The sequence below is a fragment of the Mesocryomonas lacus genome, from assembly GCF_055730135.2.
This window is the reverse complement of sequence record NZ_JBUZWE020000002.1, coordinates 19726-39328: the sequence shown is the minus strand read 5'-3', so window position 1 is coordinate 39328 and position 19603 is coordinate 19726. Positions and strand designations below refer to the sequence as shown.

Below are 19603 nucleotides of genomic sequence, written 5' to 3'. Positions count from 1 at the left end.
GAAACTCGATTTGCAAATCTGCCTGTGGCATCGTCATCGCCGGGTTACCCGGCGGGAGAGATGCCATGGGCACGCATGTTGAGGTCGACAAGGCGCTGCTCGACGAGACCATGGCCGCGGCTGGTCTCGGAACGCCTACCGCCACGGTTGAGGAGGCGCTACGTCGCCTCCTGAAAGACTACGAGTTGGGAAAGGCCATTGAGGACCTGGCGGGGATCGGCTGGGAAGGCGACCTCGACGCCATGCGCGAGGGGCGAATACACAGCGAAAAGCGGTGATCGTCGTCGACAGCTCCGTTTGGATTGCTCATCTCCGTCAGGAGGATAGTCCTCAAGTTCGCCAGCTGAAGGCAGTATCTCGAAAACGAGGCATCGTCGTTGGTGATGTGGTTCTGCTGGAAGTGCTGCGAGGGGCCCGCGGCGATAGGGATGCCCGTCGGATCGAAGCCCTTTTGCAGCAGTTCACCTCGGTGGAGATGTTGAGTCGGGAGGTCGCCGTTGAAGCTGCCCGGATCTACCGAACCCTTCGCGTCGACGGCATCACCATTGGCAAGACCGTCGACCTCATCATCGCCACCTTCTGCCTGATGGGCGACCATCATCTCCTGCAAAGCGACCGGGACTTCACGCCGATCGCCGAGCGTTTCGGGCTCAGGCTGGCTTGACCGGCCCGATTAGAACCGCGGCGGTTTCAGCCCCGCGTGCCGATACGCCGAAACCGCCGTGTTCGCCATCAGCAGCGCGATTGTCATCGGCCCGACACCGCCCGGCACCGGCGTGACCGCGGCGGCGACGGCTGCGACCTCTTCATAGGCCACGTCGCCGACGAGCCGCGTCTTGCCCTCGCCCTTCTCCGGTGCGTCGATGCGGTTGATGCCGACGTCGATGACCACGGCACCGGGCTTCACCCAGTCGCCGCGGATCATTTCCGCCCGTCCGACCGCCGCCACGAGGATGTCGGCGGTGCGGCATACCGCCGACAGATCTGCCGTGCGCGAATGCGCGATGGTCACCGTCGCGTTGGCGGAGAGCAGCAGCTGCGCCATCGGCTTGCCGACGATGTTGGAGCGGCCGACGACCACCGCGGTCTTGCCCGACAGGTCGTCGCCGAGAATCTTCCGGATCAGCAGCATCGAGCCGGCCGGGGTGCACGGCACGAAAGCCTCGTCCACCGCGCCGGTGCCGAGCCGGCCGACATTGAGGAGGTTGAAGCCGTCGACGTCTTTGTCGGCGGAGATCGCGTGGATCACCCGGTTGGCGTCGATTTGCGGAGGCAGCGGCAGCTGCACCAGGATGCCGTGGACCGAGACGTCCGCATTGAGATCGTGGATGAGGTCGAGCAGCGCGGCCTGCGACGCGTCGGCACCGAGCACGTGTTTGACCGACTTGAAGCCGCACTCTTCGGCCATCCGCGCCTTGGAGGCGACGTAAACCTGGCTCGCCGGGTCCTCGCCGACGATCACGACCGCGAGCCCCGGCACAATGCCCGCTTGCTCCCGCAAGGCCGCGCTCGCCGCCTTCACCGCGCCGATGATGTCGGCCGCCGCCGCCTTGCCGTCGATCCTGATCGCGTCGCTCATCTCATCTCCCGCACATCTGAGCTGGCCTCTGGCCCCTCCGTCGCGTTGACCGGACGGAGGGGTGGTCAGGCATCTGCCCGAGCCGCGCGACGCTTATACGAAATTGTCGGCGGGGATGGCGAGAGGCGAAAGCCGTCAGGCGGCCAGGCCGAGTTCCTTGAGGAGCGAGGAGACGCGCGTCTGTTCCGCGGCGAGGAAGGTCGCGAACTCGGCTGACGGCATATAGAGGTTCTGCCAGCCGCGGTTCTCGCAGATCTTGTTCCACTCGTCGCTCTTGGCCATCGCGCCAAGGGCCTCGTCCATCGCCGCGAGGTCTTCGTCGGTCAGCTTCGCGGTGCCGACAAGGCCGCGCCAGTTGACCAGCTCGGTGTCGACGCCTTGCTCGCGGAAGGTCGGCACGTCGATGCCCTTCAGCCGCTCCGGCGAGGAGATGCCGAGCGCCCTGAGCTTGCCGGTGGTGATCATGTCGGCGAACTCGTTGTAGCCGCCGGTCGCGACCGTCACTTGGTTCGACAGCACCATCGGCAGCATTTCCGAGCCGGCGCCGACGACGATGTAGTTCATCTCCTTGACGTCGCCGCCGGTCGCCTTGACCACTTGCCCGGCGAGAAGATGGTCGGGGCTGCCGAGGCCGAAGCCGGCCCAGGAGACGGCGCCCGGCTCGGCCTTGTAGGCCTTCACCAGATCGTCGAGCGACTTGATCGGCGATTCAGCGGCGACCACCAGCGGCTGGTATTCGCCTTGCAGGCGGGCGACGGGCTTTGCCTGCGCCAGCGAGACCGGCGACTTGTTGATGATGACAGCGCCGACCATGCCGAGGCCCGCGGTGAGGAGCGTCGAGCGCTTGCCGCCGCCGATCAGCTGGGCAAGGCCGATCGTGCCGCCGGCCCCGGGAACGTTCATCACCTCGACATTGCCGACCAGCTTCTCGTTCTGCAGCAGCATCTGTGCCGTGCGCGCCAGGGTGTCGTAGCCGCCGCCGGTGCTGGCTGCCGCGATGATCGTCAGCTCTTCGAGCGCGGCGGCCCGAGCGGCGGACGGACGCAGCAGCGGCAGCGCAGCGCCGCCTGCGAGCGCGGCGAGCGCCATGGAAAAGTCGCGCCGGTTGATGGTCATGGTGTGTTCCTCCCGAACATGATGACGCCTGCCATTCTCCCGACGGCAAACGAAAGGGGAAGCTACTGCCCGCTGGCTGTCGAAAACCTGTCGCGGCAGTTGCACGACCTCGCCGACATTCCCTCGCATGGGAAAATCGACCGCGCCTCGCAGCACGTCGAACGTCACCGACGCGCCGCGGAGATCCAAAGCCCATTTGGTTGCATAGTCAGCAAAATTTCCCTCCAAGGTACGGGCTTCTTAAGCTTCGGACGGCATACGATAGGTTGCTAATCTTCTGAGACGGTCGTTTGCCGCCCAGCCTTTCTCTCGGAGATCTCCCCTCGCTCGGCCGGACCCCGGACCGATCGCACAAAGACAGGTGCCCCCATGTTTCGCACGTTTTCCCTGCACGCCAAGGTCTGGATGATGGTGATGGCGAGCCTCGCCGTGCTGACGGTGTCGTTCGGTATCGCCAACGAGATCGTCCTGCGCGAGGACGGAATCCTCCGCGCGGCCGAAAGGCAGGAGAGCAACATGCGCGTTGCCTGGGAAGTGCTGGACAGGCTTGGCCCGATGCGGCGCGATGGCGATGCCCTCTACGCCGGCAGCCAGCAGCTGAACGGCTTCTTCGAACCGGTCGACCGCATCAAGGACCTCGTCGGCGGCACGGCGACGATCTTCATGGGTGACATGCGCATCGCCACCAACGTCAAGAAACCGGACGGCAGCCGTGCGGTCGGGACGAAACTCGCCGCCGGCCCGGCCTATACCGAGGTCTTTGCCGGCAAGCCCTACCGCGGCGAGGCCGATATTCTCGGCACCCCCTTCTTCACCGCCTACGATCCGATCAAGGACGAAGCCGGCAAGACGATCGGCGTCCTCTATGTCGGCGTGCCCAAGACCGACTTCTTCGCCTCGATCAACAGCCTGCAGGTCCGCCTCGGCATCCTGTCGATCGTGGCGGCTGCGGTCCTCGGGCTCATCGTCCTCTGGATCTCCAAGCGGATGTTCGCCCCGCTGCGGGAGCTCACGCAAACCATCGCCGAAGTCGCCGACGGCAAGACCGACAGGACGGTGGTCGGCACCGACCGGCAGGACGAGATCGGCCGGATGGCCGGCTCGGTCGAGCATCTGCGCCATGCGATGATCGAGCAGAAGCGCCTGAAATCCGAGTCCGCCGAGGCGGCAGCGGAGAGGGAGGCTGGCCGCCGCCGGCAGGCCGAGACCAGCGCGAACACCGCCGAGGCGCAGGCCTTCTTCGCCACCGAGGTGGAGGCGGGCTTCGAGCGGCTCGCGAATGGCGATCTGACGGTGCGGCTCGAGCAGCCTTTCGCGGCCGAGTACGAGGGCGTCCGCGGGCTGTTCAATCAGAGCGTCGCGCGGCTCGAGGAGGCGATGGCGCAGGTCGTTCGCTCGACCAGCGCGCTTCGGACCGGCCTCAGCGAAATCGCGGTCGCGTCCGGGGACCTTGCCCAGCGCACCGAACAGCAGGCCGCGAGCCTCGAGGAAACCGTCGCGGCGCTCGGCGAGGTGACCTCCGCTGTCGCCAGAACCGCCGACGGCGCCGCCAACGCCCAGCGCGCGGCGGTCGCGGCCCAGACCAATGCCGAGCGCGGCGGCGAGATCGTCGGCCGGGCGGTGACGGCCATGGCGGCGATCGAGCAGTCCTCGGACAAGATCGGCAAGATCATCGGCGTCATCGACGAGATCGCCTTCCAGACCAACCTCTTGGCGTTGAACGCCGGCGTCGAGGCGGCACGGGCCGGCGAGGCTGGTCGCGGCTTTGCCGTCGTCGCCCAGGAAGTGCGCGGGCTCGCCCAGCGCTCGGCCGAGGCCGCCAAGGAGATCAAGGCGCTAATCTCGACCTCGTCGGCACAGGTCGGCGAGGGCGTTGAGCTCGTCACGGCGTCCGGCAAGTCGCTGGAGGAGATCGTCACGCAGGTCGCCGACATGAGCGCCATCGTCGGCAAGATCGCCAGCAGCGCCCGCGAACAGGCGACGAGCCTCAAGGGCGTATCGGCCGCCGCCGACCAGATGGACAAGGTCACCCAGCAGAACGCCGCGATGGTGGAGGAAACCACGGCGGCAGCGCAGACCCTGTCGACCGAGACGGCGGAACTGGCGGGGCTCGTCGGCCGCTTCCGCACCGCGGACGAGCCGGCGCCGCACGCCGCCAGCCGCCCTGCCGCGGGCCGCGCGGTGGTACAGATGCGCAGCACCGGGCGCGGCGGCGCGGCGATGAAGCCGGAGACCGACGGCTGGTCGGAGTTCTGAGCGCCGCTCCTTGAACCATCAGCACGCTGCAACAGGCCGGCTCAAATGCCGGCCTGTTGCGTTTCAGCGCCCCGCTGCGGAATAGTCGGCACCGATTGCCGCCGCGTCGGCCAATGGGAGCACCGCCCGTGAAACTTCAGAACAACGTCGCCGTCATCACCGGCGCGGGCTCCGGCATCGGCCGCGAGATCGCGCTGGCCTTCGTGCGCGAGGGCGCGAGGATCGCCGTCTGCGACATCGACTTACCCGCCGCCGAGGCGAGCGTCGCTGAGATCGAGGCCGCGGGCGGCGAAGCGCTGGCGATCGAGATGGACGTCTCGGACGAGGCCGCGGTCGAGGCCGGCGTCGCAACGGCCGCCGCGCGCTTCGGGCGGATCGACACCATGATCGCCAATGCCGGCATCCAGATCGTCCACCCGGTCGAGGATTTTCCCTATGCCGACTTCCAGAAGGTGGTGAACGTCCACCTCGGCGGCGGCTTCCTCCTGACCAAGGCCTGCATCAAGGTGATGTACCCGCAGAAGTCGGGCGCTCTGATCTACATGGGCTCGGCGCACAGCCACGAGGCGTCGCCCCTGAAGAGCGCCTATGTCGCCGCCAAGCATGGGCTGCTGGGGCTCGGCCGGGTGATGGCCAAGGAAGGCGCGCCGCACGGCGTGCGGTCCAACGTGATCTGCCCCGGTTTCGTCAAGACCCCGCTGGTCGCCCGTCAGATCCCCGAACAGGCGGAGCGGCTCGGCATTTCGGAAGACGAAGTCGTCAACCGCGTGATGCTCGGCAATACCGTCGACCAGGAGTTCACGACCATCGAGGACGTCGCCGACGTCGCCGTATTCCTCGCAGGCTTTCGCTCGAATGCGTTGACCGGCCAGTCGATCACCGTCAGTCATGGCTGGCACATGTCCTGATTCCCCGGACAAATACATCGGAAAAGCCCTTATGCAGATTCTCCAGATCCAGCCGATCGTCGCGCTGATCGCCGGCGTGCTCATCCTCCTGATGCCGCGCTTGCTCAACTACATCGTCGCGCTCTACCTTATCTTCATCGGCATAACAGGCCTGGTGGGCACCTACGGCTGATCGAACCGCGCGACGACACGGGAAGGAGGCCCTGCCCCTCCCGTCAGAATCGCGCGCGATGGAAAGGGGATGTGCGCCGCAAGCAAGGCGGCAGCGTCCGGCAAGGCTAATCGCATGGCACAATCCAGACACCGCATCCTCGTGCTCGGTGGCGGGGCGGGTGGGCTCGAGCTCGCCGCGGCCCTGTCGCGGGATCGGTCGCTCGACATCGCTCTTGTCGACCGCGTCAGCTCGCATATCTGGAAGCCCCGCCTGCACGAGTTCGCCGCCGGCACGGTGAACTCGACGCTGACCGAAATCAGCTTCTACATGCTGGCGCGCATGCGCGGCTTCCGCTTCGAGCAAGGCAGCGTCGTGTCGATCGACAGGGCGGCCAAATGCGTCCGGCTCGCCCCCGTCATCTCCGCGAGCGGGCAGACGATGGCGCCGGGCCGGAGCGTCGGCTACGACACCTGCGTCATCGCGCTCGGCGGCATCACCGCGGATTTCGGCATACCCGGCGTGCTCGAGCATGCCGTCCGGCTCGACGCGAAGGCCGATGCCGACGCCTTCCGCGAACGCTTCATCGGCCTGATGATCAATGCGCGCGAAAGCGGCAGGCCGGCGCATGTCGTCATCGTCGGCTCGGGCGCCACCGGCACCGAGCTTGCCGCGCACTTGCGCGTTTCTGAACAGGCCTTCTTCGAGCGCCCGGCCAAACAGCCGCAGGCAAAACTCCTCGACCTCACCATCCTTGAGGGCGCGCCGGTGCTGATGCCCGGCGCCGACGCGGACCTGCGCGCCGGCGTCCTCAAGCGGCTGGCCGCCCTCGACGTCTCCGTCGTGACGAACGCCAAGATCAACGCCGTCCATGCCGATGCCGTGGGCTCGGCGACCGGCGACAGCTGGCCGGCCGATATCACCGTCTGGGCCGCGGGCCTCGTCGGCTTGCCGGTGCTGAAGCAACTCGGCGACTTCGAGACCGACCGCAAGGGCCGGATCGTCGTCGACGCCCATCTGAGGACCGCCGACCACGCCATCTATGCCATGGGCGATGCGGCCAGCCTCACCCCCGAGGGTGCGGAGATGGCGCTGCCGCCGACCGCGCAGATCGCGAGCCAGCAAGGGCGCTACCTCTGCGGCGCACTGCCGGCCGCCATTGCCGGAAAGCCCATCGAGCCATTCGCCTTCAAGGACAAGGGCAAGCTGATCTCGCTCGGCAATGCCGGCACCGTCGGCTTGATGGGCTTTGCGCGGCGCGACGACTTCTTCATCGACGGACAATTCGCCAAGGCGGCCTACCACGCGCTGCAGAGGCAGCACCAATGGTCGGTTCTCGGCACCTTGCGCGGTTCCGTGGCGATCCTGGCCGACGTCATTTCACCGACCAAGGGCCCTGCCCTCAAGCTGCACGGCTAAGGCCGGACGCGAAAAAGGCGGCGAAGCCTTCGCTCCGCCGCCCTTTGGATAATGCTAGTGCTGTTACCGGTTGCCTCAGGCGGCCTTCGGCTTCGTCCAGCCCGCCAGAACCTTGTCCAGCGTCATCGGATAGTCACGCACCCGAACGCCGGTGGCGTTATAGATGGCGTTGGTGATCGCAGCGCCGACGCCGGAGATTGCGAGTTCGCCGATGCCCTTCGAGGCCAGCGGGCTCGCCGCATGGTCCCGCTCGGGCAGCATGACGACCTCCAGCTGCGGCACGTCGGCATTCACCGGCACGTGGTATTCCGCGAGATCATGGTTGACCATCAGGCCGGTGCGCGGATCGACCACCAGTTCTTCGGTCAGGGCCGTGCCGATGCCGAAGATCTGGCCGCCATAGCACTGCGACGTCGCGGTCTTCTCGTTGAGGATACGGCCAGCCGCCGCCACCGTCAGCAGACGGCGGATGCGGGTCTCGCCCGTCACCGCGTTGACCGCCACTTCGCAGAAGTGCGCGCCATAGCTCGCCTGGTGCGTCTCCTTGAACGTCTTGCCCGGCGCAAAATTGCCGAGCATCACGATCGGCTCGCCCGAGAGGACGACGGTCAGCGGCGTCTGCTTGTTGCCGGCGATCGCGGTGCCGTCCTTGAGGGTGAGATCGTCGGCGGCGACGCCGAGCTTCTCGGCGAGCTGCTCGATGATCCCCTCGCAGGCCGTGTAGACCGACGAGCCCGAGGAACTGGCGCCCCACGAGCCGCCCGAGCCGGGTGCCGGCGGAAGCGACGAGTCACCGAGCTTCACCGATACCTTCTCGACCGGCAGGCCCAGCATCTCGGCCGCGATCTGCTGGAGGATGGTGTAGGTGCCGGTGCCGATGTCGGTCATATCCGTCTCGACCGTCGCCGACCCATCGGCGAGCAGCGACACTCGGGCCGACGCCTTCTGCAGGAGGTTCTTGCGCGACGCGGTCGACATGCCCGTGCCGATGAACCACTCGCCTTCGCGCCGGGTACCCGGGACCTTCGCACGATCGTTCCAGCCAAAATGCCGGGCGCCCTCGTCCATGCACTCGACCATCATGCGCGAGGAGAACGGCAGGCCCTCCTGCGGATCGGTCTCCGGCTCGTTGCGCTTGCGGAACTCGATCGGATCGAGGCCAAGCTTTTCGGCCATCTCGTCCATGGCGTTCTCGAGCGCCAGCATGCCAACCGCCTCGCCAGGCGCCCGCATCGAGGACGACAGGAGGATGTTCACGTCGACTTTGCGATGGGTCACCTGCCGGTGGTCGCCGGCGTACAGGAACACCGTCGAGATGCCGGCCGGCTCGAAGAAATCATCGCCGGGCGTGTTGCCGGTGATGGTGTCGTGCGCGATGGCGGTGATGATGCCGTCCTTCGTCGTGCCAATGCGCACCCGCTGGATGGTGTCGGAGCGACGCGAGGTCGTCTGCATCACCTGCTGGCGGGTCAGCGCGATCTTCACCGGACGGCCGGTTTCCTTGGCCCCCATCGCGGCGAACACTGATTCCGGGCCAATGCCGAGCTTGCCGCCGAAGCCGCCGCCGATGAACGGGTTCAGGAGGCGGACATGCTTCTTGTTGATGCCGAGCGCCTTGGCAAGCTGTCCGACATTCGTCTGGACAAGCTGGTAGCAGCCATACATCGTCAGGTCGTCGCCGTCCCAGACGGCCACGGCCGCGTGCGGCTCCATGGCGGAATGGCTCTGGCTCGGCGTCGTGTACGTCGCCTCGAACGTCACCTCGGCCTTGGCAAAAGCCTTGTCAAAGTCGCCCTTCACGACGGTCGACGGCATCACGCCATCGCCCGGATCATAGGCGTCCGCCTTGCCTTCCTCGAGGTCGTAGTGGCCCTCGGAAGCCTCATAGCGCACGTCGACCAGCTTGGCGGCCGCACGCGCGACCTCGAAGCTTTCAGCGATGACAAGGCAGATCGGCTGGCCGTAATGGGTGACCTCGCCGCCGATCGGTGTCGGTGCGGGATCGCCCGGGTCGGCCGCCGCGCGGGGGCCATTCTCGTCGGTGATGACGGTGAGGACGCCCGCCGTCGACAGCGCCTGCATCGTGTCGATCTCGACGATCTTGCCGGAGCCGATGGTCGAGGTGACGAGATAGCCGAAAGCAACCTCCCGCCCATGCAGGTTCTCGTAGGCGTAGGTCGCCTTGCCCGACACCTTCAACGGACCTTCGAACCGGTCGATGCCCTTGCCGATGACGCCTTGTACGCCGCGGTCGAGACGCGTCTCGCCGATCGGCTTGTCCATCTGGTAGTCGTAGGACTTGCTCATGCCGTCACTCCCGTCGCCTCGCTGAGAACCGCGGGCAAAGTCCGCCGCATCAGCTCGATCTTGAAATCGTTTTCGCCTTGGCCCTTCGCCTCGGCGAGGAGCATGTCGGCCGCCTTCTCGAACAGCGCCTGCGAAGGCGCCTGGCCGTTCAGCGCCGCCTCCACCGCGGCATCCCGCCACGGCATGTGGGCGACGCCACCGAAAGCGAGGCTGACGCCTTGCATCTTGCCGTCCTCGACCGTCACCACGGCGGCGACGGAGATCAGCGCGAAGGCGTAGGATGCGCGGTCGCGGACCTTCCGGTAGACATGCTTGCCGCCCGGCGCCTTCGGCAGGTGCACCGCGGCGATGAGCTCCCCCGCCTCGAGATTGGTGTCGAGGTCCGGCGTGTCGCCGGGCAGGCGGTAGAAGTCCGAAAGCGCGAGGACGCGGGACGATCCGTCGGCCTTTAGCGTCTCGATCTTGGCGTCCAGCGCCCGCATGGCCACCGCCATGTCGGATGGGTGGGTGGCGATGCAGTGCTCGCTGGCGCCAAGGATCGCGTGGATCCGGTTGAAGCCACCGATCGCGTCACAGCCCGAACCGGGCTCGCGCTTGTTGCAGTTGGCGGAGGTCTCGTAGAAGTAGCCGCAGCGCGTGCGCTGCAGGAAGTTGCCACCGGTGCTTGCCTTGTTGCGCAGTTGCCCGCTGGCACCGGCCAGAAGCGCACGGCTGAGCAGGGGATAGCGCTCGCGGATGATGTCGCTGGCGGCAAGGTCGCTGTTGGTAACGAGCGCACCGATGCGCAGGCCGTCACCCGTCTCCTCGATATCCTTCAGCGGCAGACGGCTGATGTCGACGAGGCGGTCGGGGTGTTCGACCTGCAGCTTCATCAGGTCGAGGAGATTGGTGCCACCCGCAATGAACTTGGCGCCGACGACGGCTGCCTCGGTCGCGGCCTGCCGGGCATCGCTCGCCCGGACGTAGTCGAACGTCCTCATGCTGCGTCCTTTCGGCGGGTATCTGCGGTGCCGACCTCGCGGATGGCATCGACGATGTTCGGATAGGCCGAGCAGCGGCAGAGATTGCCCGACATGCGCTCGGAGATTTCGGCATTGGAGAGCTCGGCGCCGCCCGCAACGTTTTCCGTCACATGGCTCGGCCACTTCGCCTCGACCTCGCCGAGCATCCCGACCGCCGACATGATCTGACCCGGCGTGCAATAGCCGCACTGGTAGCCGTCATGGTGCAGGAAGCTCTCCTGCATAGGGTGGAGGTTGCCGGGCTGGCCAAGGCCCTCGATGGTCGTGATCTCGTCGCCGTCGTGCATGACGGCGAGCGTCAGGCACGAATTGACGCGCCGGCCGTTGACCAGGATCGTACAGGCGCCGCACTGGCCGTGGTCGCAGCCCTTCTTGGTGCCGGTGAGGGCCAGATGGTCGCGCAGAGCATCGAGCAGCGATGTCCTCACGTCGATGTCGAGCGAATGCTCGGTTCCATTCACGGTCAGTGTCAGCACGGGCTGCTCCTTATAACGATTCCAGGCTGCAACGCAGACGGCGGCGAATGGGTTCAGTCAAAAATGAGAAGCCGCATTAGCGCGGGACGATCGGCCGCAGCCGAAGCACCGCGGCCATCATGCCAACGCTGGGTCTCGAACAAACCGACCGGCTCGCGCCCGTTCTGGGGGCCAAGGGAGAAGTTTCATGCTGAAGACCGTCGTCGCCGCCGCCCTCCTGTCCGCCATCGGCTCCGTCGGTGCGGTCGACGCTGCGACCGTCGCCAGCCTGCGCTGGGAAAAGCGCATCGTGATCGTCTTCGCCGCCGACCGGAGCAAGCTGCTCTCCGACCAGCAACAAGGCCTTCTGGCGGACGAGGCGGCGCTTGCCGACCGTGATCTTGTCGCCTTCGCCGTGGTGGGCGAAGAAATTCTGCCGATCTTCGGCGAACCACCCCGAGGGGAAACCGCCGACAGGCTGCGGAACCGCTATGACATTGCCGCCGACACCACTTTCTCCGCGCTGCTGATCGGCAAGGATGGCGGGGTCAAGTGGCGCGGGAGCAAGCCCATCGCGCTGGCCGACCTCAACGGCCTGATCGATGCAATGCCGATGCGGCGAAGCGCCCGCTGACTAGTATTCGGCACTAACGGGTACTCCGCTCTGCCAGTTTAAAATGTTTCTAATCTGGCTGAGGGGGGTGGAACGGCTGGTGTGAACCTTCGCCGACACCGTCAGTTGGTCGTTAAAGTCACATTACGGCAACACCGGAACACGGCTTACAGCACGCCCTAAAATATGACTCGATTTATCAGCTTAACGCACCTAGGCGGAATGGGTCCCTTTATGGAGTCCCCTCGATGCCATCTGTCGTCCGTTCCTGCCAGACTGTGCTGCGCGTTTCCTGCGCCCTCGGAGCGCTCGCGGGCGCGGCCGCCGCGCAGGACGCGATCGTGCTCGGTGCCGTCACGCTCGAGGGCGGCGCCAGCAACGGCACGGTGGCCGGCGACAGCAGCCTTGCTAGCGACAGCGATCGCACCGTCCCCCGCCAGAGCGTCAGCGGCACCAAGGGCGCCGGCTCCCGGCTGGCCAGCCCCCAGCCGGTCTCCGTCATCGGACAGGATCAGCTCGAGGAGCGCAACGTCCAGAGCGTCGACGAGGCGACCCGCTACTCCTCGGGAGTCCAGGGCCAGAAATTCGGCAACAACAACCGGCTCGACTGGTTCAACATCCGCGGCTTCCCGGCCAATGAGGACGGCCTCTACCTCGATGGCCTCGCGCTGTTCTCCTCGGCCTTCGCGACCTTCCAGGTCGATCCCGTTCTGCTCGAGCGCGTCGAGGTCCTGAAGGGCCCGGCCTCGGTGCTCTACGGCGGCAGCTCTCCAGGCGGCCTGATCAACCTGATCTCGAAGCGTCCGACCACGACGAAGCAAGGCTCGGTCGAGGTCGGCGTCAACGAATACGGTCAAGGCTACACCGCGCTCGACACAAGCGGCCCGCTCGACGACGAGGGCGTCTGGACCTACCGGCTGAACGCAAAACTATTCGGTGGCAACGACTATGCCGATGAAGGCGACGAGTTCCGCGGCCTGATCGCCCCGACCTTGACCTGGGCACCCGACGCCCAGACGAACGTCACCGTCTACGGCTCCTACCAGCGCGACGACAGCAACAACGTGCCGGGCTTCCTGCCCTATGTCGGCACGGTGCGGCCTGCCGCGTTCGGCAAGATCGACCGCGACGTCTTCACCAGCGACACGTCGATCGACGAGTTCACCCGCGACCAGACGATGATCGGCTACGAGGCCGAGCATTCGTTCGACGAGACCTTCACGGTGCGCCAGAACGCCCGCTACGCGCATCTGGAGTCGACCTATGCGCTGGCCTACGGCAACGGCTACGTGACCCCCGGCGGCTCGGAGCTCGCCCGCATCAACTTCCGCACGGATCCGAAGGTCGACACCTTCACCATCGACAACCAGGTCGAGGCGAAGTTCGCCACCGGCGCCATCGAGCACAAGGCGATCGCGGGTCTCGACTACCGCTATTACAGGCTCGACCAGTCGCAGGCGGTCTCTGCGTTCGACGGGCCCGGCGGCATCGGCACGCCGCTCGACCTCGTCAACCCGGATTACAGCACCGGCCAGCCGCCGCTTGGCGCGCCCTATATCGACAATACCCAGACGCTCAACCAGACGGGGCTCTACGTCCAGGACCAGATGACCCTCGACAGGCTCGTCGTTACGGCGAACGCCCGCTACGATTTCCTCAGCACCGAGCTCGACAACCGCATCGGCAGTGATGCCGACGACGACGAGGGCGCCTTCTCCGGCCGGGCGGGCCTCGCCTACCTCTTCGACAACGGCATCACGCCCTATGTCAGCTATTCCCGCTTCTTCACCCCGGTGCTGGGTCTTGATGCGAACGGCTCGCCGTTCGAGTCCGGTGACGGCGACCAGTATGAGGCGGGGGTTAAGTACCAGCCGACCGGCTTCGACGGCTTCTTCACCGCATCGATCTTCGACCTCACCCGCGGCAACGTGCTGACCAATGATGTCGCCGGCGGCAACCCGTTCCAGCAGGTCCAGACCGGCGAGACCACATCGAAGGGTTTCGAGTTCGAAGGCAATGTCGGGCTCGGCAATGGCTTCAGCCTGATCGCGGCCTACACACACTTCGATCTGGAGGTGACGAAGTCCAACGACGTCGATCTCGGCAAGGTACCCGTCGCCATCCCCGAACAGTTCGCCTCGCTCTGGCTCGACTATGCCTTCCGGTCCGACGCGCTGACGGGCCTGCGCCTCGGCGGCGGCGTGCGCTGGAACGGCGAGAGCTATGCCGACAAGGCCAACGCGCTGGAAGTGCCTGACTATACCGTCGTCGACGCCTCGATTTCCTACGAGAAGAACAACTGGAAGGGCCAGATCAACGCGTCCAACCTCTTCGACAAGAAGGCCGTCGCCTCGTGCCAGGACGCCAACTCGTGCTTCTACAATGAGCCGCGCAAGGTGACGGCGAGCCTGAAATACTCCTGGTAGGACTTACTGGGTCGGCACTGCGCGCCGTAGAGATGCAGCCCGCAGTGCCGACCCGCATCCATCCATTTCGGCAGCGGCGGGCGAAACCCTAGCCGCTGCTTTTCTGTGTCCTCGGCGCCGCGCTACTCCGCCGCGAGAATCCCGTCCTGCGCCCCGATCAGCCGGGCATAGGCCCCGCCACGGGCGAGCAGCGCGGCGTGCGGGCCTTCCTCGACGATCCGCCCGTCGGCGATCACGACGATGCGGTCGGCGTGGCGGATGGTGGACAGGCGGTGGGCGATGATCAGCGTCGTGCGGCCGCGCGCGAGTTCGGCGAGCGAGGCCTGGATCGCCCGCTCGGTCTCGGTATCGAGCGCCGAGGTCGCCTCGTCGAGGATCAGCACTTCCGGATCCTTCAGGAACATGCGGGCGATCGACAACCGCTGCTTCTGCCCGCCTGAAAGTTTTACGCCGCGCTCGCCGATCACGGTGTCGAGACCGTCCGGCAGCGCTGCGAGCGTCGCGGTGAGGTGCGCCTTGTCGACGGCGGCGACGATCTCCGCCTCGCTGGCGTCGAGCCGGCCATAGGCGATGTTCTCGCGCACCGTGCCGCCGAACAGGAAGACGTCCTGCTGGACGACGCCGATATGACGCCGCAACGCGGCAAGCTGCATGTCGCGGATGTCGATGCCGTCGACGAGGATGGTCCCTGCCGTCACGTCGTAGAAGCGCGGCACCAGCGAGCAGATCGTCGTCTTGCCGGCGCCGGACGGGCCGACGAAGGCGACGGTCTCGCCGGGCGCGACGTGGAAGTCGATGCCGTCGAGCACCGGACGGCCCCTGGCATAGGCAAAATGCACGCCGCGGAAGGCGATGTCGCCGCGCAGCGCCGATGGCGCGACGGCGCCCGGCCGGTCGACGATATCCGGCACGGTATCGAGGAATTCGGTGTAGCGGCGAAAGCCCGCAATGCCCTTCGGATAGCTCTCCAGCACCGCGGCGATCTTCTCCACCGGGCGGAAGAAGACGTTGACGAGAAGCAGGAAGCCGATGAAGCCGCCGATGCTGAGATCACCGGAGATGACGAACCAGGTGCCGGCGACCATGACGATCACCTGCGTCAGCCGCATCGACAAATAGTTCAGCGACTGGCTGGCGGTGATGATGCGGTAGGCGTCGAGCTTGCGGGCGCGGTAGCCTGCATTGTTGACGGCGAATAGCGCCCGCTCGTGGTCCTCGTTGGCAAAGGATTTCACCACGCGGATGCCGCCGACATTCTCCTCGATCCGGGCGTTGAAGTCGGCGACGGAGCCGTAGATCGCATGCCAGGTCTTGGTCATCCGCCCGCCATAGCGGGTCGTCAGCCAGGTGCCGAAGGGCACGATGACGGCGGTGATCAGCGCGAGTTCCACATGCACCGTGACCATCAGGACGAAGGCGCCGATGAAGGTCATCACCGCGATGAACAGGTCCTCCGGCCCGTGATGGGCGACCTCGCCGATCTCCTCGAGATCCTTGGTCAGCCGGCCGACAAGATGGCCGGTCTTCTGGTTGTCGAAGTAGCCGAAAGAAAGCTTCTGCAGATGGTCGAAGGCGCGCCGACGCATCTCCGTCTCGATGTTGATGCCGAGCATGTGGCCCCAATATCCGACCACCGCCATCAGCCCGGTATTGAGGATGTAGACGAGGAGGAGGCCCGCCGAGGCGACGAGGATCAGTGCCAGATCGCCGCTGGGCAGGAGATCGTCGACGAACAGCTTCACCGCGATGGGGAAGCCGAGTTCCAGGAGGCCAGCGACGACGGCGCAGCCGAAGTCGAGCAGGAACAGGCCGCGCCAGGGGGCGTAGTAGGCGAAAAAGCGGGAGAGCATCGAAAATCCTGTCCTGACCGGCCGCTGGCACGGACGGTTCGTTTCGGCGAAGCGGCAGGTCATGCGCCGTTCGCGATGGCGGAGCGGAAGGGCGGCGCGCGTGCGGTGGGCGTGCGGTGGGCGGCGCCGCCCGCCTCAGGCGTCGGCGCGGGCCGCGTCGCCCGCTGCGCCCTTGCGCCAATAGGCGACGACGAGGTGCCTGTCACGCGGCAGTTTCCAGTCCGAGCGCAGGCGGCGGCGCATTCGGCGGAAATCCTCGAACTCGCAGCCGGCCCAGACGAAGGTGTCCGGCAAAAGGTCCTCCGGCGCAAGACGGTCGAGGACGTCGGCGAGACGGCCGGTGCCGCCCGGCTGGCCCACCCCGCGGCACAGCCATTCGAGCCTGACCGATGCCGCCGAGGGCATCGGCTGCCGATCTTCCGCGCTGCCGACCTCGATCACCGCCCGCGCCGTGGCGCTGGCCGGCAGCGCCGCGAGGATGCGGGCGATCGCCGGCAGCGCGGTCTCGTCGCCGAGGAGCAGCAGCGAGGAAGCATCCGGCACGCTGCCGCCGCCTGGCCCGGTCATGCCGACACGGTCGCCCGCCCGCGCCGTCAACGCGAAGTCCGACCCCGGCGTCGCGTCGCCGTCATGGCGGAAGATGTCGATAGAGACTTCGCCGGCCTCGAGATCGACGTGGCGGAGCGTATAGACCCGCGCGGTCACGGCATTCTCGCCCTCCGGCCAGACCGGGCAGCCGTCGGCCCCAAGGCGTGGCCAGACCAGCGCGCGGCCTTTCGGCGGAAAGATCAGCCGCACGTGCAGGCCGCCCTCGGCAAACCGCTCGAGCCGCTCTCCTGCCAGCACCACGCGGCGCATGTGCGGGGAAACGTAGAAGGCGTCGACGACGCGCATCTCGCGAAAGAAGGCCGGCACCGTCTCGCTCGTCCCGTCGCCGCGCCAGCCGATGTCGGGCGTCTGCGGCGCGGCAAAGGCGCGGACGTGATGGACGACACCCATCTTCATATAGGAAAGGCCGGTCGCATCCGACGCCGAGACGACGACGTCGAGACCATCGCCGGAGATGGCAAGGTCCGCGCGGCCGTAGTCGAGCCGGATCGTCGCGGTCCCCAGCGCCTGCTCGACCTCGCCATGCCCGCGCATGTGATCGCAGAAGAGGTCGAGGACATGGCCACCGTCGTAGAGGGGGATCGACGAGCAGGCAGTCAGCATGCGGAAAAGCCTTCCGTTCCGGCGGAGCGACAGAGGCGCCGACCCTTCCGGCTATAATTCATGACTATTATTGTCAAGTTTGAAGGCGAAAGCTGCGCTTTTAGGCGCCGGAATCGGCCCTGGCGGGCGCAAAAGCGATGCAATTCGGAAACATACCGCGGCGCACGCGTTACCCCCCGGATTTCCCGCAAACGGAACCTCTTCATGATGAAACCATCCCCGGACTCGGTCGACGCCCTCGTCGAGATGTCGATGCTGCATCAGGCGCGCAGCCGCGCCGAGACCTATGGCGGCAAGGGTCGGTTCTGGCAGAGACCCTATGCCGAGACCCGTCCCCGCATCGCCTCGGCGGTCGCGCCGGTCTGGTTCACCGCCTATCCCGGCGCGATCATTACGCGCGAGGGCGACTCCGTTCTGAAGACGCTGGGCGATGCGAAGCTCTGGTCGGCGCTGTCCTCGATCGGCGTTCGCGGCATCCATACCGGGCCGATGAAGCGCGCCGGCGGCTGGAAGAACGGCCGCTACACGCCGACCGTCGACGGCAATTTCGACCGCATCGGCTGGGACCTCGACCCCGCCTATGGCACGCATGACGAGTTCGTGGCGATCGGCCGCACGGCGGCAGCCCACAACTCGGTCGTCATCGACGACGTCGTTCCCGCCCACACCGGCAAAGGCGCCGACTTCCGCCTCGCCGAAATGGGCCATACCACCTATCCCGGCCTCTACCACATGGTCGAGATTTCAGAGGCCGACTGGGAGCATCTGCCCGAGCTGCCGGAAGGTCGCGACGCGGTCAATCTCGACCCGGCGACCGTCGATCTCCTGCGCGACAAGGGCTACATTGTCGGCCAGCTTCAGCGCGTGATCTTCTTCGAGCCTGGCGTCAAGGAAACCGACTGGAGCGCCACCGGCCAGATTACCGGCGTCGACGGCACTGTCCGCCGCTGGGTCTACCTGCATTATTTCAAGGAAGGCCAGCCGAGCCTCAACTGGCTCGATCCGTCCTTTGCCGCCCAGCAGATGATCATCGGCGACGCGCTGCATTCGATCGACCAGATGGGCGCCCGCGGCCTGCGCCTCGACGCCAACGGCTTCCTCGGCGTCGAGCGCCGCGCGGAAGGCCCGGCCTGGTCAGAGAGCCATCCGCTGTCGATGGTCGGCAATCAGCTGCTCGCCGGCATGATCCGCAAGGCCGGCGGCTTCTCGTTCCAGGAACTCAACCTCACCGTCGACGACATCGCCTCGATGTCGAAGGGCGGCGCGGATCTCTCCTACGACTTCATCACCCGCCCCGCCTACCAGCATGCGCTTCTGACGGGGGATACCGAGTTCCTGCGGATGATGCTGCGCATGGTGCACGAGTTCGGGATCGATCCCGCCTCGCTGATCCACGCGCTGCAGAACCATGACGAGCTGACGACCGAGCTTGTCCACTTCTGGACGCTGCACGCCAACGACATCTACACCTTCCAGGGCCAGACCTGGCAAGGACGGACGCTGCGCACGCATCTGCGCGAGACCATGTACCAGAAGCTCAGCGGTCCGGCGGCGCCCTACAATCTGCGCTTCGTCACCAACGGCATCTCCTGCACCACGGCAAGCATCATCACCGCGGCGCTAGGCATGGACGATATCTCGGAGATCTCCGACGAGCAGGTGGCGCAGATCCAGAAGATCCATATTCTTCTGGCCATGTACAACGCCTACCAGCCGGGCGTCTTCGCGCTCTCCGGCTGGGATCTCGTCGGCGCGCTGCCGCTCGATGCGAGCGAGGTGGAGCATCTGATGGGCGATGGCGATACGCGCTGGATCGAGCGCGGCGGCTACGATCTCGTCGGTGCTGACCCGGAGGCGACTGTCTCGTCCGGCGGCATGCCGAGGGCGCGTTCGCTCTACGGTTCGCTGACCGACCAGTTGCAGCGGCCGGACTCGTTTGCCTCGCAGCTGAAGCACATCCTGTCCGTGCGCGAATCCTATGGACTGGCCGCGGCCAAGCAGGTGTCGATCCCCGACGTCGTCGCGCCGGGCCTCCTCATCATGGTGCACGAACTGCCGAACGGCCGCGGGACGCAGATCACCGCGTTGAACTTTAGCGCCGAGCCGATCGAAGAGACCATTGTCCTCGCCAATGTCGGTTCCGGACCTGTGGTCGACATGATCGCCGAGACGGTCGAAGGCGATCTCGGCGAAGACGGCATGCTGCACATCTCGCTGGAGCCCTATGAGGGCCTGTCGCTGCGCATCGTCGGCTCGCTTCCGACCCTGTAAGTGATAAGCGGCGGCTTC

At 66.4% G+C, this 19603-nt stretch carries 16 protein-coding genes; 9 read left to right on the top strand and 7 right to left on the bottom strand.

Translation table 11 applies throughout. The features are described 5' to 3' along the window. The first annotated feature begins 65 nt into the window (after positions 1–65). Both ACZLZY_RS03105 and vapC read left to right on the top strand, forming a co-directional pair. Positions 66–278 carry a type II toxin-antitoxin system VapB family antitoxin gene (locus ACZLZY_RS03105; RefSeq protein ID WP_472931987.1) on the top strand — a complete coding sequence of 71 codons (213 nt, stop codon included), beginning with the start codon at positions 66–68 and terminating at the stop codon, positions 276–278. Further along, the gene (vapC, locus tag ACZLZY_RS03100; RefSeq protein WP_472931986.1) at positions 275–664 is read left to right on the top strand and encodes a type II toxin-antitoxin system VapC family toxin; all 390 of its coding nucleotides are present in this window, start codon (positions 275–277) and stop codon (positions 662–664) included. Before ACZLZY_RS03105 ends, vapC begins: the two co-directional genes overlap by 4 nt. A gap of 9 nt (positions 665–673) precedes the next feature. On the opposite strand, the gene folD is transcribed toward vapC, so the two are convergent. Both folD and ACZLZY_RS03090 read right to left on the bottom strand, forming a co-directional pair. After that, on the bottom strand, positions 674–1579 hold the full coding sequence (gene folD / locus ACZLZY_RS03095) for a bifunctional methylenetetrahydrofolate dehydrogenase/methenyltetrahydrofolate cyclohydrolase FolD (protein WP_472931985.1): 906 nt from the start codon (positions 1577–1579) through the stop codon (positions 674–676). Between the two features lie 135 nt (positions 1580–1714). After that, positions 1715–2695 carry a tripartite tricarboxylate transporter substrate binding protein gene (locus tag ACZLZY_RS03090; RefSeq protein ID WP_472931984.1) on the bottom strand — a complete coding sequence of 327 codons (981 nt, stop codon included), beginning with the start codon at positions 2693–2695 and terminating at the stop codon, positions 1715–1717. 369 nt (positions 2696–3064) lie between these two features. Between ACZLZY_RS03090 and ACZLZY_RS03085 the strand changes: the two genes are divergently transcribed. From ACZLZY_RS03085 to ACZLZY_RS03070, 4 genes are all read left to right on the top strand, one after another. Further along, entirely contained in the window at positions 3065–4951 is a 1887-nt protein-coding gene (locus ACZLZY_RS03085) for a methyl-accepting chemotaxis protein (RefSeq protein WP_472931983.1), read from the top strand. 128 nt (positions 4952–5079) lie between these two features. Further along, positions 5080–5859, top strand: coding sequence for a 3-hydroxybutyrate dehydrogenase (locus ACZLZY_RS03080; RefSeq protein WP_472931982.1), 780 nt, complete (start codon positions 5080–5082; stop codon positions 5857–5859). 31 nt (positions 5860–5890) lie between these two features. Further along, positions 5891–6031, top strand: a complete 141-nt coding sequence (locus ACZLZY_RS03075; protein WP_472931981.1) for a DUF3096 domain-containing protein — start codon at positions 5891–5893, stop codon at positions 6029–6031. A 114-nt stretch (positions 6032–6145) separates the two neighbouring features. Continuing rightward, positions 6146–7429 (top strand): NAD(P)/FAD-dependent oxidoreductase, encoded by a 1284-nt coding sequence (locus ACZLZY_RS03070; RefSeq protein WP_472931980.1) that lies wholly within the window; start codon positions 6146–6148, stop codon positions 7427–7429. A gap of 75 nt (positions 7430–7504) precedes the next feature. Here ACZLZY_RS03070 and ACZLZY_RS03065 read toward each other — a convergent pair whose 3' ends face one another. Genes ACZLZY_RS03065 through ACZLZY_RS03055 form a run of 3 tightly spaced genes read right to left on the bottom strand, consistent with a single transcriptional unit; the run spans position 7505 to position 11234 of the window. Further along, positions 7505–9736, bottom strand: coding sequence for a xanthine dehydrogenase family protein molybdopterin-binding subunit (locus ACZLZY_RS03065; protein ID WP_472931979.1), 2232 nt, complete (start codon positions 9734–9736; stop codon positions 7505–7507). Further along, positions 9733–10716: an FAD binding domain-containing protein gene (locus ACZLZY_RS03060; protein WP_472931978.1), complete on the bottom strand. Its 984-nt coding sequence runs from the start codon at positions 10714–10716 to the stop codon at positions 9733–9735. Before ACZLZY_RS03060 ends, ACZLZY_RS03065 begins: the two co-directional genes overlap by 4 nt. Then, positions 10713–11234: a 2Fe-2S iron-sulfur cluster-binding protein gene (locus ACZLZY_RS03055; protein WP_472931977.1), complete on the bottom strand. Its 522-nt coding sequence runs from the start codon at positions 11232–11234 to the stop codon at positions 10713–10715. Before ACZLZY_RS03055 ends, ACZLZY_RS03060 begins: the two co-directional genes overlap by 4 nt. A 187-nt stretch (positions 11235–11421) precedes the next feature. On the opposite strand from ACZLZY_RS03055, the gene ACZLZY_RS03050 reads away from it, so the two are divergent. Together ACZLZY_RS03050 and ACZLZY_RS03045 are read left to right on the top strand one after the other, a co-directional pair. After that, positions 11422–11847 (top strand): DUF4174 domain-containing protein, encoded by a 426-nt coding sequence (locus ACZLZY_RS03050; RefSeq protein ID WP_472931976.1) that lies wholly within the window; start codon positions 11422–11424, stop codon positions 11845–11847. A gap of 227 nt (positions 11848–12074) precedes the next feature. After that, entirely contained in the window at positions 12075–14252 is a 2178-nt protein-coding gene (locus tag ACZLZY_RS03045; protein WP_472931975.1) for a TonB-dependent siderophore receptor, read from the top strand. Between the two features lie 122 nt (positions 14253–14374). On the opposite strand, the gene ACZLZY_RS03040 is transcribed toward ACZLZY_RS03045, so the two are convergent. Next, positions 14375–16102: an ABC transporter ATP-binding protein gene (locus ACZLZY_RS03040; protein ID WP_472931974.1), complete on the bottom strand. Its 1728-nt coding sequence runs from the start codon at positions 16100–16102 to the stop codon at positions 14375–14377. 135 nt (positions 16103–16237) lie between these two features. Next, complete coding sequence (locus ACZLZY_RS03035) at positions 16238–17314, bottom strand: DUF2218 domain-containing protein (RefSeq protein ID WP_472931973.1); 1077 nt, start codon at positions 17312–17314, stop codon at positions 16238–16240. 204 nt (positions 17315–17518) lie between these two features. On the opposite strand from ACZLZY_RS03035, the gene treS reads away from it, so the two are divergent. After that, complete coding sequence (treS, locus tag ACZLZY_RS03030; RefSeq protein ID WP_472931972.1) at positions 17519–19585, top strand: maltose alpha-D-glucosyltransferase; 2067 nt, start codon at positions 17519–17521, stop codon at positions 19583–19585. Positions 19586–19603: the final 18 nt, after the last annotated feature.